Source organism: Streptomyces recifensis, assembly GCF_002154615.1.
Taxonomy (GTDB): Bacteria; Actinomycetota; Actinomycetes; order Streptomycetales; family Streptomycetaceae; genus Streptomyces; species Streptomyces griseoluteus.
Window position 1 is genome coordinate 1 of record NZ_MUNH01000096.1, and the last position, 14,681, is coordinate 14,681.

Genomic DNA, 14,681 nt, shown 5'->3' on the forward strand with positions numbered 1-14,681 from the left:
GAGGCCCTGGCGCTCACCCCCGCCGAAGCCGACTCCGAGCTGCTCACCGACATCGTCCAGCTCGACAGCGCCGACAACATCCGGGCCGACTGGATCTCTCTGGCACCGCTCCACATCGCCAAGTACGCGCTCCGCTCCCTCCTGACCATCGGCGACGTCCTGGACCGTCTCGCTCCCTACCGTGCGCTCGGCGCCCCGGTACCGGTGTTGACCGAGGAGGAGCGGCGGCTCGTCCAACACATCAAGCCGCACCGGTACGAGATCCGCGCCCTCTCCGAAGGTATGACCGGCCAGGAACCCCGCGAGTCCCCCACCCTCACCCCCTTCGAGATCGTCGCCGTGGCCGCCCGCGCCGGCCGCACCGTCCGCGAGGTCTACGACCGCCTCCGCTGCTACGAACCGCTCGGCATCGTGGTCGACGCCCCCGAGGCTCCGGACGAACTCCCCCTGTGGCAGGACCTCATCCTGCTGAGCGAGGGACTTAACGGCCGCGCTCCCGCCGTCTCCGGAAGCGTGCCACCGGAGCGAGTCGCCGCCCTGGCCCGCGAACTCGACACCGACACCGCCTGGGTCGGGGACCGACTGGCCTTGTACGCAACGATGTTCGGCCTGCACGTCCCGAAGGACGGCGACGCACCCCAGCCGGAGGAGGAACCCGCCTGATGACCGCGCACGACCTCGACCTCTCCTACGTCCAACTCGACCTCGGTGTGCGAGACGAGAGCGAGTTCCGGCTCACCTCCGTGTCGAGCACGGTCGCCGTGACCGGCCCCTGCCCTCGATGCCACGGAACCAGCACGACGGACTTCCCGCTCGGTGTCGTCGGCTCGAAGGGCATGCAGTGGAGGCGGGACAAGCAGCTGACTCCGGCGAAGCGTTCGGCGGTGGTCGCGGACGAAGTGCTCTACTGCGAATGCGGGTTCGGCCATCCCGAGCTCCCGGAGGGCGCCCTCTTCGTCGGCTGCGGGGCCTACTGGCGGATCAAGCCCGCCTCGGGCAGCGGGACATGAGCGCGGGCACCGACCGCCGGTGGGCCGAGCTGGCGCGCGAGCTGGAGTTCAGCCAGCTCGACGTACTCCGTAAGCAGGCCGAGGGCTGGCGCAACGGGCTCCTCGGCCTGACCGCGCTGGTCACGGTCGTCACCACGCTGAAGGGCCGCGACGACCTGTCCGCGCTGGAGGCGCCCTGGCGGACGGTGGCCGTAGGGCTGCTCGTCGGCGCCTTCCTGCTGCTCCTTGGCGGGTCGCTGTTCGCGGTGCGCGCGTCCTTCGGCAGGCCCGGCGAGCGGGTGAGGCTTGGCGGCCAGGCACTGCGCGAGTGGACGCTGCGGGAGATCGGCCGGGTACGGCGGGCCGTGTACGTCAGCGCCATCGCGTTGACCGTCGGGGTGGCCCTGGTCGTCGCCGCCCTGTTCGTCTCCTGGACCAGGACGGAGGAACCGGCGGCCGATCTGGTGAAGGTGACCACCCCGGCCGGCCCGGTCTGCGGTGAGTTGGTGTCGTACCAGCCGGACAAGGTCACGCTGATCCGCACCACGGGCGGCACCGAACGGCAGGTCGTCCTGCCTGGGGCGGAGGTCCGGAAGATCACCCCGGCCAAGTCCTGCTGAGCACGCGAGCCGCACCGGTGCGCACGCCTTCGGACAGTGAACTCCGGTGCTGCATACGGAGTTTCCCTGCTTCAACCCTTGACGCCCGCAGGAGCGGGGAGCACATTGTGCGCATCCTGAGAGCGCTCTCAAAAGGCTTACGGGGTCCCCGCACCTCATCCCGTACACCGGAAGGCACCCCCATGAGTGAAACCTCCGGCACCTCCCCGGCCGCCGGCAGACGCCGGCGTTCTGTCCGGCGGGCGCTGGTCGCCGCCCTCGGCACGCTGGGGCTCGCGGCCGCGGCCGCGGTGGCCGGCGTCGCGCCCGCCGACGCGTCGGCCCCCACGCCGCCGTCCGGCTGGACCCAGGTGTTCCTGGACGACTTCAACGGCTCGGCGGGCTCCGGTGTCAACACCGCCAACTGGCAGTACGACACCGGGACCTCGTATCCGGGCGGCGCCGCCAACTGGGGCACCGGCGAGGTCGAGACGATGACCAACAGCACCAGCAACGTCGCGCTCGACGGCAACGGCAACCTGCAGATCACCCCGCGCCGCGACTCCTCCGGCCGCTGGACCTCGGGCCGTATCGAGACCAACCGCACCGACTTCCAGCCGCCGGCGGGCGGCAAGCTGCGGGTGCAGGCGCGCATCCAGATGCCGAACGTCACGGGCGCGGCGGCCAAGGGCTACTGGCCGGCGTTCTGGGCGCTCGGGGCGCCGTACCGGGGCAACTACCAGAACTGGCCGGGCGTCGGCGAGCTGGACATCATGGAGAACGTCCAGGGCCTGAACACCGTCTGGTCGACGTTCCACTGCGGCACCAACCCCGGCGGCCCGTGCAATGAGACCACGGGCGTCGGCAACTCCACGGCCTGCCCCGGCAGCACCTGCCAGTCCGCGTTCCACACCTACGCGATGGAGTGGGACCGCTCGACCTCCGTCGAGGAGATCCGCTTCTACGTCGACGGGGTCAACCTGCACACCGTGCGGGCCAACCAGTTCGACGCCACGACCTGGAACAACGCCACGAAGCACGGCTACTTCCTCATCCTCAACGTGGCGATGGGCGGCGGCTTCCCGGGCGCCTTCGGCGGCGGCCCCTACGCCGACACCGACCCGGGCCACCCGATGACCGTCGACTACGTCCAGGTGCTCCAGTCCGGCAGCGGCGGCGGCACCACTCCCCCGCCCACCGGCAACCGCGACGCCTACGGCACCATCCAGGCCGAGTCCTTCGACAGCCAGTCCGGCGTGAACACCGAGACCACCACGGACACCGGCGGCGGCCAGAACCTCAGCTACGTCTCGAACGGTGACTGGGCGCAGTACAAGGGCGTCGACTTCGGCTCGACGCCCGCCACCCAGTTCAAGGCGCGCGTCGCCAGCGGGGCGGCGGCCGGCGTGGGAGGGCTGGTCGAGGTACGGCTCGACAGCCGCTCCAACGCCCCCATCGGAAGCTTCGCCCTGTCCGGCACCGGCGGCTGGCAGAACTGGCAGACCGTCCCGGCCAACATCAGCGGGGTCACCGGCACCCACGACGTCTATCTCACCTTCACCAGCGGCCAGTCGGCCGATTTCGTGAACGTGAACTGGTTCACCTTCACCCACTGACGCAAGCGGCGGCGCCGGGGCCAAGGGCTCCGGCGCCGTTCGGCTTCACTGGTTCCGGCGCCTCCGGCACCCGTCGCCGGTGAGGCACCCGTCGGCACACCGGCCCCCACGCCCGGCACGGGGACGGGGACGAGGTGTCAGCTCAGTTCCGCCCGGAACCCCACCGGCGTGACTCCGGTGTGCAGATGGAAGAACTTGGAGAAGTTGGCCGCGTCCGGGAAGCCGACCGCCGCGCCGACCCGGCCGATGGGCATGTCGGTGTGGGCGAGGAGGCGCTTGGCCTCCAGGATGACGCGTTTGTCGATGAAGCCCTTGGGGGTCTGGCCGGTGGCGGCGCGTACCGCGCGGACGAGGGTGCGGCGGGAGTAACCGAGCGCGTCGGCGTAGGCGTTGACACTGTGGTTGGAGTGGAAACCGCGCTCCACCGCGTCCCGGAACAGGGTGAAGGTGGTGTCCGCCTGGCTGCGGTTGGCCTCGGCGGAGCTGGCCGCGAGGTGGGCGAGGCGGAGCAGGAACGCGGTGAGGCTGTGCCGCAGGACGGCCGTGTGCAGGCTGAGCGGCAGGGTCTCGGTGTCCTCGTACTCGCGGCCGAGCTGGGCGAGGGAGTCCCGCAGCGCGGTGCGCTGCGCCGGGTCGGGGTGCAGCAGCGGAGGCAGGTCGTACCGGTAGAGGCCGGTCGCCTCGACGGTGGAGCGGGGCAGGAAGCCCGGCTGCATGGTCAGTACGGTGCCCCGGTACCGGCTGGTGCGGGAGAAGCGGTGCACCTGGCCGGGCCGAATCCAGAGCACGTCCCCCGCGCCCGCCTCGTACTCGGCGAAGTCGATCATGTGCCGGACCGGCCCCTCGGTGAACAGCATCACCACGTGGAAGTCGATGCGATGGACCCGGTCCAGCGGGGCATCCGCATGCCAGGTGCGGTCCTCACCCATCGGGCCGACCTGCATGCCGACACCGCCCACGGCCAGCTCGGTCGGGAAGGGAAAGGTCCTGATCCCGTCACCGTCCGTGCCGTGACCCACACGTTGAGGCGATCTGTCCGCCATGTTCGATTTGCCGTTCCTGTCAAGCGATCGGTGTCCCAGATTCACCACAGGCTGACACACCCCGACCTTTCCGCGAAAAAGTCAGACTTTTAAGTTTGAACGCGTTTGATCAGCATCCCCGCTTCTGAAGAGGACTTCTTGAAGATGAGCACCCAGACACCCGAGAGCTTCGAGTGGACCGATCTCGACCGCCGCGCCGTCGACACGGCCCGGCTTCTCGCGGCCGATGCGGTGCAGAAGGTCGGCAACGGCCACCCCGGCACCGCGATGAGCCTCGCGCCTGCCGCGTACACGATCTTTCAGAAGGTGATGAAGCACGACCCGGCCGACCCGGAGTGGACCGGCCGTGACCGCTTCGTGCTCTCCCCCGGCCACACCTCGCTGACCCTCTACACCCAGCTCTTCCTCGCCGGGTACGAGCTGGAGCTGGACGACCTCAAGGCGTTCCGCACCCAGGGCTCGAAGACGCCCGGCCACCCCGAGTACGGGCACACCGCCGGTGTGGAGACCACCACCGGCCCGCTCGGCCAGGGTGCCGCCAACGCGGTGGGCATGGCGATGGCCGCCCGCTACGAGCGCGGTCTCTTCGACCCGGAGGCCCCCGAGGGCACCTCCCCCTTCGACCACATGATCTGGGCGATCGTCTCCGACGGCGACCTGGAGGAGGGCGTCTCCGCCGAGGCGTCCTCGCTCGCGGGCCACCAGAAGCTCGGCAACCTCGTCTTCCTCTACGACGACAACCACATCTCCATCGAGGGCGACACCGAGACCGCCTTCTCCGAGGACGTCCTGAAGCGGTACGAGGCGTACGGCTGGCACACCCAGCGCATCGAGCCCACCGCCGACGGCGACGTGGACGTCCCGGCGCTGCACGCCGCGCTGGAGGCCGCCAGGGCCGAGACGGGCCGCCCCTCCATCATCGCCATGCGCACGATCATCGCCTGGCCCGCGCCGACCGCGCAGAACACCGAGGCGTCCCACGGCTCCGCCCTGGGCGACGAGGAGATCGCGGCCACCAAGCGCGTCCTCGGCTTCGACCCGGAGCAGACCTTCGAGGTCTCCGACGAGGTGCTGCGCCACGCCCGCCGCGCCCTGGACCGGGGTGCCGAGGCGCACGCCGCCTGGGACAAGAAGATCGCCGAGTGGCGCACCGCCCAGCCCGAGCGCGCGAAGCTGTTCGACCGCGTCTCCAAGGGCGAGCTGCCCGCGGGCTGGCAGGACGCGCTCCCGGTGTTCGAGGAGGGCAAGTCCGTCGCCACCCGTGCCGCCTCCGGCAAGATCCTCCAGGCGCTCGGCCCGGTGCTGCCCGAGCTGTGGGGCGGCTCGGCCGACCTCGCCGGCTCCAACAACACCACGATCGACAAGACCAGCTCCTTCCTCCCGAAGGGCAACCCGCTGCCCGAGGCGAACCCGTACGGCCGTACCGTCCACTTCGGTATCCGTGAGTTCTCCATGGCCGCGGAGATGAACGGCATCGCCCTGCACGGCAACACCCGCATCTACGGCGGCACCTTCCTGGTGTTCTCCGACTACATGCGCAACGCCGTCCGTATGTCGGCCCTGATGCAGCTCCCGGTCACCTATGTGTGGACCCACGACTCCATCGGCCTCGGCGAGGACGGCCCGACCCACCAGCCGGTGGAGCACCTGGCCGCGCTGCGCGCGATCCCGGGCCTGAACGTGGTCCGCCCGGCGGACGCCAACGAGACCGCCATCGCCTGGGCCGAGATCCTGAAGCGGCACGCCACCGACCCGGCCCCGCACGGTCTCGCCCTCACCCGGCAGGGCGTACCGACGTACGCTCCGAACGAGGACGCCGCCAAGGGCGGCTACGTCCTCGCCGACTCCTCGACCGAGGTCCCGGAGGTGATCATCATGGCGACCGGCTCCGAGGTCCAGCTCGCCATGGCCGCCCGTAACGCCCTGGAGGCCGAGGGCACCGGCACGCGCGTGGTGTCCATGCCGTGCGTGGAGTGGTTCGACCAGCAGCCGGCCGCCTACCGCGAGAGCGTCCTGCCGGCCGCCGTGAAGGCGCGCGTCGCCGTCGAGGCGGGCATCGGCCTGACCTGGTACCGCTATGTGGGTGACGCCGGCCGCATCGTCTCCCTGGAGCACTTCGGCGCCTCCGCCGACGCGAACGCCCTGTTCGCCGAGTACGGCTTCACCCCCGAGAACGTCGCCGCCGCCGCCCGCGCCTCGCTGGCCGCCGCGCGCGCCTGATCCCCCGCGACACAGAATTACGCGACGAAGAAAGATGAGCACTGTGACCGAAGCAATCAGCACCCCCGGAGCCCTCAAGCGTCTCGCCGACGAGGGCGTGTCGGTGTGGCTGGACGACCTGTCGCGCAAGCGGATCACCTCGGGCGACCTGGCCGCCCTCGTGACGGACGGCGGCGTCGTCGGCGTCACCACCAACCCGTCGATCTTCCAGGCCGCCATCGGCTCCGGCGAGGGTTACGAGGAGCAGCTCACCGACCTGGCGGAGCGCGGTGTCACGGTCGACGAGGCCGTGCGCATGATGACGACCGCCGACGTGCGTGACGCGGCCGACGTGCTGCGCGGTGTGTACGACGCCACCGAGGGCCGGGACGGCCGGGTCTCCATCGAGGTCGACCCCCGTCTGGCCCACAACACCCTCGCCACGGTCGCCGAGGCCAAGCAGCTCTTCTGGCTGGTCGACCGCCCCAACGTGATGATCAAGATCCCGGCCACCGAGGCGGGCCTCCCGGCGATCACCGAGGTCATCGGCCTGGGCATCAGCGTCAATGTGACCCTGATCTTCTCCCTGGAGCGCTACCGCGCCGTCATGGACGCCTACCTGGCGGGCCTGGAGAAGGCCCGGGAGCGCGGCCTGGACCTCTCGCGGATCCACTCGGTGGCGTCCTTCTTCGTGTCCCGTGTGGACTCCGAGATCGACAAGCGCCTGACCGCCCTCGGCACCGACGAGGCCCTCGGCCTGAAGGGCCGCGCGGCCCTCGCCAACGCCCGTCTGGCCTACGAGGCGTACGAGGATGTCTTCGCCTCCGCCCGCTGGCAGGCGCTGACCGGGACCGGTGCCAACAAGCAGCGCCCGCTGTGGGCCTCCACCGGTGTGAAGGACCCGGCGTACAAGGACACCCTGTACGTGGACGAGCTGGTCGCCCCCGGCACCGTCAACACCATGCCCGAGGGCACGCTCAAGGCCACCGCCGACCACGGTGACATCACCGGTGACACGGTGACCGGCCGCTACGAGCAGGCCCGCGCCGACCTCGCCGCCGTGGAGAAGCTGGGCATCTCCTACGACGAGGTCGTCCAGCAGCTCGAGGACGAGGCCGTCGCCAAGTTCGAGGCGGCCTGGCTGGAGCTGCTGGACGCCGTGACCGAGTCCCTGAAGAGCAAGGGAGTGGACGCGTAATGACGAGCAAGTCAGGCGAGCCGAAGGCGGCGGCCACCAAGGCCGAGCCCGAGGCCGAGCCGAAGGCGGAGCCGAAGCCGGCCGCCGAGGCGGAGCCCAAGGCGCGCAGGACGCGGACCAAGGCGAAGCCCGCCGCGGTCCGCGAGGCCGAGGACATCCGGGTCCCGGTCACGCCGGCCGCCGAGTGGGACAACCCGCTGCGCGACCCCCAGGACCGCCGGCTGCCCCGCATCGCGGGGCCGTCGGGTCTGGTCATCTTCGGTGTCACGGGCGACCTGTCCCGCAAGAAGCTGATGCCGGCCGTCTACGACCTGGCCAACCGCGGTCTGCTGCCGCCGGGCTTCTCCCTGGTGGGCTTCGCCCGCCGCGACTGGGAGGACCAGGACTTCGCGCAGGTCGTCCACGACGCGGTCAAGGAGCACGCGCGTACGCCGTTCCGCGAGGAGGTCTGGCAGCAGCTCGCCGAGGGCATGCGCTTCATCCCCGGCGACTTCGACGACGACACCGCCTTCGACCAGCTCAAGGAGGCCGTCGACGAGCTGGACGCCTCCCGCGGCACCGGCGGCAACTTCGCGTACTACCTCTCGGTGCCGCCGAAGTTCTTCCCCAAGGTCGTCCGGCAGCTCAAGAAGCACGGCCTGGCGGACGCCCCCGAGGGCTCCTGGCGCCGCGCGGTCATCGAGAAGCCGTTCGGCCACGACCTGGAGAGCGCGCACGAGCTGAACAAGGTCGTGCACGAGGTGTTCGAGCCGGACCAGGTGTTCCGGATCGACCACTACCTGGGCAAGGAGACCGTCCAGAACATCATGGCGCTCCGGTTCGCCAACCAGATGTACGAACCCATCTGGAACCGCTCCTACGTGGACCACGTGCAGATCACGATGGCCGAGGACATCGGCATCGGCGGCCGCGCGGGCTACTACGACGGCATCGGCGCCGCCCGTGACGTGATCCAGAACCATCTGCTCCAGCTCATGGCGCTGACCGCCATGGAGGAGCCGATCGCGTTCGACGCGGACGCGCTGCTCACCGAGAAGCTGAAGGTCCTGAAGTCGGTCCGCCTCCCGGACGACCTGGGCGACCACACCGTGCGCGGCCAGTACGCGGCCGGCTGGCAGGGCGGCGAGAAGGTCGTCGGCTACCTCGACGAGGAGGGCATCGACCCCAAGTCGAAGACCGACACGTACGCGGCGATCAAGCTGGAGATCGACAACCGCCGCTGGGCGGGCGTGCCGTTCTACCTGCGCACCGGCAAGCGGCTGGCGCGTCGCGTCACCGAGATCGCGGTCGTGTTCCAGCGCGCCCCGCACTCGCCGTTCGACTCCACCGCCACCGAGGAGCTGGGGCAGAACGCGATCGTCATCCGCGTCCAGCCGGACGAGGGCATGACCGTCCGCTTCGGCTCCAAGGTGCCCGGCACCTCGATGGAGATCCGGGACGTGTCGATGGACTTCGCCTACGGCGAGTCCTTCACCGAGTCCAGCCCCGAGGCGTACGAGCGGCTGATCCTCGATGTGCTGCTCGGCGACGCCAACCTGTTCCCGCGCACCCAGGAAGTGGAAGAGTCCTGGAAGATCCTCGACCCGATCGAGCGCTACTGGAGCGAGCACGGCACGCCGGCGCAGTACGCGTCCGGAAGCTGGGGACCCGAGGAAGCGGACGAGATGCTCGCACGAGACGGACGGAGCTGGCGCAGGCCATGAAGATCGACCTGACCGACACCACGGCAAGCAAGATCAACAAGGCGTTGGTGGAGGGCCGCCGCGCCATCGGCACCCCGGCTGTGGGCATGGTCCTGACGATGGTCATCGTCACGGACGAGGAAAACGCCTACGACGCCCTCAAGGCGGCCGGGGAAGCCTCGCACGAGCACCCCTCGCGCACCCTGGTCGTCATCAAGCGCCACCGGCGCAACCTGCGCGAACGGACCACCTCCCGGCTCGACGCCGAGGTCCGGGTCGGCTCCGACGCCGGCGCCGGCGAGACGGTCGTGCTGCGCACCTACGGCGAGGTGTCCGACCACGCCGACTCGGTGGTCCTGCCGCTGCTGCTCCCGGACGCGCCCGTGGTGGTCTGGTGGCCGGTGGACGCCCCCGAGGCTCCCGCCAAGGACTCCCTCGGCGCGCTCGCCCAGCGCCGGATCACCGACCTGTACGCGGTGGACAACCCGCTGGAGGTGCTGGACACCCGTGCCCGCACCTACGCGCCGGGCGACACCGACCTGGCCTGGACCCGGCTCACCCCGTGGCGCTCGATGCTCGCGGCCGCGCTGGACCAGGCGCGGGTCCAGGTGACCTCGGCCGCCGTGGAGGCGGAGGCGGAGAACCCCAGCGCCGAGCTGCTCGCGCGCTGGCTGGAGGCCCGTCTGCACGTCAAGGTGGACCGCGTCGTCTCCGAGGGCCCGGTGGTCACCGCCGTGCGGCTCGGCACCGACGAGGGCGACATCGTCATCGACCGCCCCGAAGGCCCGCTCGCCACGCTGACCCTGCCGGGCCAGCCGCCGCGCACCCTGGCCCTGAAGGTCCGCCCCACCTCGGAGCTGATCGCCGAGGAGCTGCGCCGCCTCGACGCGGACGAGATGTACGCCGTCGCCCTGACCGGCGAGGCACCCAAGGAGAACGCCTGATGTCCGACGCATCGTCAGACACCCCCAAGCTCACCCGGCGCCCCGAGTGGACGGCCCTGGCCGACCACCGCGCCGGCGGTCAGCCGCACCTGCGCGAGCTGTTCGCCGCCGACCCCGGCCGGGCCGAGCGCTACGTCGTCCGGGTGGGCGACCTGCACATCGACTACAGCAAGCACCAGGTCACCGACGAGACCCTGGCCCTGCTCCAGGAACTCGCCGTCGCCACCGATGTGTTCGGGCAGCGGGACGCGATGTTCCGTGGTGAGCGGATCAACACGACCGAGAACCGCGCGGTGCTGCACACCGCGCTGCGTGCGCCTCGGGACGCGGTGATCGAGGTGGACGGGGAGAACGTGGTCCCGGCCGTGCACGCGGTGCTGGACAAGATGAGCGGCTTCGCCGACCGGCTCCGCTCGGGTGAGTGGACCGGTCACACCGGCAAGCGGATCAGGAACGTCGTCAACATCGGTATCGGCGGTTCCGACCTGGGTCCGGCGATGGCGTTCGAGGCACTGCGCGCCTTCACCGACCGTGACCTCACCGTCCGGTTCGTGTCGAACGTGGACGGCGCCGACCTCCACGAGGCGTTGCGGGACCTGGACCCCGCGGAGACGCTGTTCATCGTGGCGTCCAAGACGTTCACGACGATCGAGACGATCACCAACGCGACCTCGGCCCGTACCTGGCTGCTGGACGCCCTCGGTGACGACAAGGCCGTGGCCAAGCACTTCGTGGCGCTCTCCACGAACGCGGAGAAGGTCACCGAGTTCGGCATCGACGTCGACAACATGTTCGAGTTCTGGGACTGGGTCGGCGGCCGGTACTCCTTGGACTCCGCGATCGGCCTGTCGCTGATGATCGCGATCGGTCCGGAGCGCTTCCGGGAGATGCTGGACGGTTTCCACACCGTGGACGAGCACTTCCGTACCGCTCCGGCGGAGGAGAACGCGCCCCTGCTGCTCGGCCTGCTGGGGATCTGGTACGGCAACTTCTTCGACGCGCAGTCGCACGCGGTCCTGCCGTACAGCCACTACCTGTCGAAGTTCACCGCCTACCTCCAGCAGTTGGACATGGAGTCCAACGGCAAGTCCGTGCAGAAGGACGGCACACCGGTGGAGTGGCAGACCGGACCGGTGGTCTGGGGTACGCCCGGTACCAACGGGCAGCACGCGTACTACCAGTTGATCCATCAGGGCACGAAGCTGATCCCGGCGGACTTCATCGGCTTCGCGCGTCCGGTGGACGAGCTGAGCGATCAACTGAAGGCCCAGCACGACCTGTTGATGGCCAACTTCTTCGCCCAGACCCAGGCCCTGGCCTTCGGCAAGACCGAGGAAGAGGTCCGCGAGGAGGGCGTCGCCGAGGCGCAGGTGGCCCACCGCACCTTCCGCGGCAACCACCCCACCACGACGATCCTGGCCCCCGAGCTGACCCCTTCGGTGCTCGGCCAGCTCGTCGCCCTCTACGAGCACAAGGTGTTCGTGCAGGGCGCGGTCTGGAACATCGACTCCTTCGACCAGTGGGGCGTCGAGCTGGGCAAGGTCCTGGCCAAGCGCATCGAGCCCGCCCTCACCGAAGGCGCCGAGGTGCCCGGCCTCGACCCCTCCACCACGGCCCTCGTCGCCGCCTACCGCTCCCTCAAGGAAGTGAACTGACATGCAGCTCGGACTCATCGGCCTCGGCAAGATGGGCGGCAACATGCGCGAGCGCATCCGCCGCGCGGGCCACCAGGTCATCGGCTACGACCGCAACCCGGACCTGACCGACGTCAAGGACCTCGCCGAACTGGTCGAGAAGCTCGACGCGCCGCGCACGATCTGGGTCATGGTCCCGGCCGGCACCGCCACCCAGGTCGTCATCGACGAGCTGAAGGACCTGCTCTCCCCCGGCGACGTCGTCGTGGACGGCGGCAACTCCCGCTGGACGGACGACGAGAAGCACGCCGCCGAACTGGCCATCAAGGGCATCGGCTTCGTGGACGCGGGCGTCTCCGGCGGCGTCTGGGGCCTGGAGAACGGCTACGCCCTGATGGTCGGCGGCGACAAGGAGAACGTCGACCGCCTCCAGCCCGTCTTCGACGCCCTCAAGCCCGACGGGCCGTACGGATACGTCCACGCCGGCCGCGTCGGCGCCGGGCACTTCTCGAAGATGGTCCACAACGGCATCGAGTACGCCATGATGCAGGCGTACGCCGAGGGCTGGGAGCTGCTGGAGAAGGCGAACTCGGTGGACAACGTCCGCGAGATCTTCCGCTCCTGGCAGGAGGGCACGGTCATCCGCTCCTGGCTGCTCGACCTCGCGGTGAACGCCCTCGACGACGACGAGCACCTGGACGAGCTGCGCGGCTACGCCGAGGACTCCGGCGAGGGCCGGTGGACCGTCGAGGCCGCCATCGACAACGCGGTGCCGCTCCCGGCCATCACCGCGTCGCTGTTCGCGCGGTTCGCCTCCCGTCAGGACGACTCGCCGCAGATGAAGATGATCGCCGCGCTGCGCAACCAGTTCGGCGGCCACGCCGTCGAGAAGAAGGGCTGACCCGCCGTGGGGGACCTCCTGCTGGTCCGCCACGGCGAGACGGAGTGGAGCAGGTCGGGCCAGCACACGAGCTGGACCGATCTGGCCCTCACCGAGCACGGTGAGGAGCAGGCGCGTTCGCTGACCCCGCTCCTCGCCGGCCGGAGCTTCGCACTCACCCTGACCAGCCCGCTCGGCCGGGCCCGGCGCACCGCCGAGCTGGCGGGCGTGACCGGCGCCGAGCCCGAGCCCGACCTGCGCGAGTGGGACTACGGCGGCTACGAGGGCATCACCACCGTCGACATCCACCGCACCCGGCCCGACTGGGACCTGTGGACCGACGGGGCGGTGCCCGGCCCCGAGGGGCACCCCGGCGAGTCGCCCGAGCAGATCGGGGCGCGCGTCGACCGGGTGCTGGCCCGCGTGGAGAAGGCGCTGGAGACGGACAACGGCGACGTACTGCTCGTCGCGCACGGCCATGTGCTGCGGGTGCTGACGGCCCGCAGGCTGGGCCTGCCGCCCCGCGAGGGACGACTGTTCCAGCTGGCCACCGGCACGGTGAGCCGCCTCTCCACCGAGCACGGCCGCCCCGTGATAGCGGAGTGGAACCGGCTGCCCTGAGGCGCGAGACGGCCCGGAGCGACCTGCTGGTCGCTCCGGGCCGTCTCCACGTCCGGCGGGCCGGGCTCCTACAATCACCGGCAGACCGGTACAAGCCCCGCCCCACGGCCGGAAGGAACGCGATGAGCAGCGCCGACGAACCGGTGGACCCCGCGCGGCGGTTACCGGACGCGGCCCGCACCCGGTCGGACATCCTCGACGCGGCGACCCGCGAGTTCGCCCGTGCCGGGTACGACGGCGCCCGCGTGGAGGAGATAGCGGCCCGCACCCGCACCACCAAGCGGATGATCTACTACTACTTCGGCGGCAAGAAGCAGCTCTTCGCGGCCGTGCTGGAGCGGGCCTACGGCGCGCTGCACGAGGTCGAGGAGCCGCTGGACCTGGAGCACCTGGACCCGGCCGCCGCAGTCCGCCGCCTGGCCGAGGTCACCTTCGACCATCACGAACGCCACCCGGACCTGGTCCGCCTGGTCGGCATCGAGAACATCCACGGCGGCCTGCATCTCGCCGCCGCCCGCCGCTTCGGCCGCATCGACTCCCCCGGCCTGGACACCCTCCGCCGTGTACTGGACGCCGGGCGGGAGCAGGGGGCGTTCAAGGCCGACGTGGACGCGGTCGACCTGCACGCGATGATCAGCGCCTTCTGCTTCTACCGGGTCGCCGGCCGCCACACCTTCGGCGCCCTCTTCGACCGCGACCTGGCCGCCCCCGCCCGCCGCGAGCACTACCGCCGGATGCTCTCCGACATGGTGCTGGCCTATCTCACCCGCTAGCGCTTCGGCACGCCGTACGCCCGGTCCACGTGCAGCCGGACCACCAGCCGCCTGTCGCGGACCATGGACGCACGGTAGTCGTCCCAGTCGTCGTGCTCGCCCAGCACCTCGCGGTAGAGCCGCACCAGCTCCTCCACCGTCTCGTCGTGCGGGTCGGCCGCGACCGGGCTCAGCTCGGCCGTGCCCTCGGCGACGGTGTACGCCCAGCGGTCCGCGCTGGTCACGTAGTACGAGGCGCGGGCGTCCCGGCGCAGGTTGCGGGTCTTGGCGCGGTCGTCGGTGACCGAGATCCGGACGATCCGCTCATCCGGGTCGTAGGCGTGGACGACGTTGGACATCTGGGGCCGCCCGTCCCGCTTCTGCGTGACCAGCACCCCGCCGTGCCCCTCGGAGAGCAGCGCCAGCAGCGCGTCCTGCGTCGTGTCCTGAGTCATATCCACGTCAACGGAGGAGGACTCGGCCGGCATTCCCGGACCGGCCGTGGACCGAGGCCACGCGTGGCC

The 14,681-nt window shown here is 70.6% G+C and carries 14 protein-coding genes; 12 read left to right on the top strand and 2 right to left on the bottom strand.

The window, feature by feature from the left end; translation table 11 throughout:
• The 4 genes from CCN33_RS31865 to CCN33_RS06335 all read left to right on the top strand — a co-directional run.
• On the top strand, positions 1–663 hold a 663-nt coding region (locus CCN33_RS31865), incomplete at its 5' end, for a wHTH domain-containing protein (protein ID WP_483027236.1).
• Positions 663–1,010 (top strand): hypothetical protein, encoded by a 348-nt coding sequence (locus CCN33_RS06325; protein WP_086692060.1) that lies wholly within the window; start codon positions 663–665, stop codon positions 1,008–1,010. The genes CCN33_RS31865 and CCN33_RS06325, both read left to right, overlap by 1 nt.
• Positions 1,007–1,609 (top strand): death domain-containing protein, encoded by a 603-nt coding sequence (locus CCN33_RS06330; RefSeq protein ID WP_086692063.1) that lies wholly within the window; start codon positions 1,007–1,009, stop codon positions 1,607–1,609. The genes CCN33_RS06325 and CCN33_RS06330 overlap by 4 nt, the downstream gene beginning before the upstream one ends.
• Before the next feature lie 182 nt (positions 1,610–1,791).
• The gene (locus CCN33_RS06335) at positions 1,792–3,204 is read left to right on the top strand and encodes a glycoside hydrolase family 16 protein (RefSeq protein WP_086692066.1); all 1,413 of its coding nucleotides are present in this window, start codon (positions 1,792–1,794) and stop codon (positions 3,202–3,204) included.
• A gap of 137 nt (positions 3,205–3,341) precedes the next feature.
• Here the strand turns inward: CCN33_RS06335 and CCN33_RS06340 are convergent, their stop codons facing one another.
• The gene (locus CCN33_RS06340) at positions 3,342–4,247 is read right to left on the bottom strand and encodes a helix-turn-helix domain-containing protein (RefSeq protein ID WP_086692068.1); all 906 of its coding nucleotides are present in this window, start codon (positions 4,245–4,247) and stop codon (positions 3,342–3,344) included.
• Positions 4,248–4,391: 144 nt separating this feature from the next.
• On the opposite strand from CCN33_RS06340, the gene tkt reads away from it, so the two are divergent.
• The 8 genes from tkt to CCN33_RS06380 all read left to right on the top strand — a co-directional run bounded on the left by tkt (position 4,392) and on the right by CCN33_RS06380 (position 14,178).
• Positions 4,392–6,467 carry a transketolase gene (gene tkt / locus CCN33_RS06345; RefSeq protein WP_086692071.1) on the top strand — a complete coding sequence of 692 codons (2,076 nt, stop codon included), beginning with the start codon at positions 4,392–4,394 and terminating at the stop codon, positions 6,465–6,467.
• A 34-nt stretch (positions 6,468–6,501) separates the two neighbouring features.
• Complete coding sequence (gene tal / locus CCN33_RS06350) at positions 6,502–7,644, top strand: transaldolase (RefSeq protein WP_086692074.1); 1,143 nt, start codon at positions 6,502–6,504, stop codon at positions 7,642–7,644.
• On the top strand, positions 7,644–9,347 hold the full coding sequence (zwf, locus tag CCN33_RS06355; RefSeq protein ID WP_208621669.1) for a glucose-6-phosphate dehydrogenase: 1,704 nt from the start codon (positions 7,644–7,646) through the stop codon (positions 9,345–9,347). Before tal ends, zwf begins: the two co-directional genes overlap by 1 nt.
• The gene (opcA, locus tag CCN33_RS06360; RefSeq protein ID WP_086692077.1) at positions 9,344–10,270 is read left to right on the top strand and encodes a glucose-6-phosphate dehydrogenase assembly protein OpcA; all 927 of its coding nucleotides are present in this window, start codon (positions 9,344–9,346) and stop codon (positions 10,268–10,270) included. The genes zwf and opcA overlap by 4 nt, the downstream gene beginning before the upstream one ends.
• Positions 10,270–11,925 carry a glucose-6-phosphate isomerase gene (pgi, locus tag CCN33_RS06365; protein ID WP_086692080.1) on the top strand — a complete coding sequence of 552 codons (1,656 nt, stop codon included), beginning with the start codon at positions 10,270–10,272 and terminating at the stop codon, positions 11,923–11,925. Before opcA ends, pgi begins: the two co-directional genes overlap by 1 nt.
• Position 11,926: 1 nt before the next feature.
• Positions 11,927–12,805, top strand: a complete 879-nt coding sequence (gene gnd, locus CCN33_RS06370; protein ID WP_086692083.1) for a phosphogluconate dehydrogenase (NAD(+)-dependent, decarboxylating) — start codon at positions 11,927–11,929, stop codon at positions 12,803–12,805.
• 6 nt (positions 12,806–12,811) lie between these two features.
• Complete coding sequence (locus tag CCN33_RS06375) at positions 12,812–13,405, top strand: histidine phosphatase family protein (RefSeq protein ID WP_086692085.1); 594 nt, start codon at positions 12,812–12,814, stop codon at positions 13,403–13,405.
• Between the two features lie 122 nt (positions 13,406–13,527).
• Positions 13,528–14,178 (top strand): TetR/AcrR family transcriptional regulator, encoded by a 651-nt coding sequence (locus CCN33_RS06380; protein WP_086692088.1) that lies wholly within the window; start codon positions 13,528–13,530, stop codon positions 14,176–14,178.
• Here the strand turns inward: CCN33_RS06380 and CCN33_RS06385 are convergent.
• Complete coding sequence (locus CCN33_RS06385) at positions 14,175–14,612, bottom strand: PPOX class F420-dependent oxidoreductase (protein WP_086692091.1); 438 nt, start codon at positions 14,610–14,612, stop codon at positions 14,175–14,177. The genes CCN33_RS06380 and CCN33_RS06385 overlap by 4 nt on opposite strands.
• Positions 14,613–14,681 lie beyond the last annotated feature (69 nt).

Bases quoted from the DNA above. Each gene is read 5' to 3' on its own strand.
- CCN33_RS06335 (WP_086692066.1), top strand. From the start codon at position 1,792: ATGAGTGAAACCTCCGGCACCTCCCCGGCCGCCGGCAGACGCCGGCGT.
- pgi (WP_086692080.1), top strand. From the start codon at position 10,270: ATGTCCGACGCATCGTCAGACACCCCCAAGCTCACCCGGCGCCCCGAG.
- CCN33_RS06340 (WP_086692068.1), bottom strand. From the start codon at position 4,247: ATGGCGGACAGATCGCCTCAACGTGTGGGTCACGGCACGGACGGTGAC.
- CCN33_RS06330 (WP_086692063.1), top strand. From the start codon at position 1,007: ATGAGCGCGGGCACCGACCGCCGGTGGGCCGAGCTGGCGCGCGAGCTG.
- CCN33_RS06325 (WP_086692060.1), top strand. From the start codon at position 663: ATGACCGCGCACGACCTCGACCTCTCCTACGTCCAACTCGACCTCGGT.
- CCN33_RS06380 (WP_086692088.1), top strand. From the start codon at position 13,528: ATGAGCAGCGCCGACGAACCGGTGGACCCCGCGCGGCGGTTACCGGAC.
- gnd (WP_086692083.1), top strand. From the start codon at position 11,927: ATGCAGCTCGGACTCATCGGCCTCGGCAAGATGGGCGGCAACATGCGC.
- zwf (WP_208621669.1), top strand. From the start codon at position 7,644: ATGACGAGCAAGTCAGGCGAGCCGAAGGCGGCGGCCACCAAGGCCGAG.
- tkt (WP_086692071.1), top strand. From the start codon at position 4,392: ATGAGCACCCAGACACCCGAGAGCTTCGAGTGGACCGATCTCGACCGC.
- CCN33_RS06385 (WP_086692091.1), bottom strand. From the start codon at position 14,612: ATGACTCAGGACACGACGCAGGACGCGCTGCTGGCGCTGCTCTCCGAG.
- tal (WP_086692074.1), top strand. From the start codon at position 6,502: ATGAGCACTGTGACCGAAGCAATCAGCACCCCCGGAGCCCTCAAGCGT.
- opcA (WP_086692077.1), top strand. From the start codon at position 9,344: ATGAAGATCGACCTGACCGACACCACGGCAAGCAAGATCAACAAGGCG.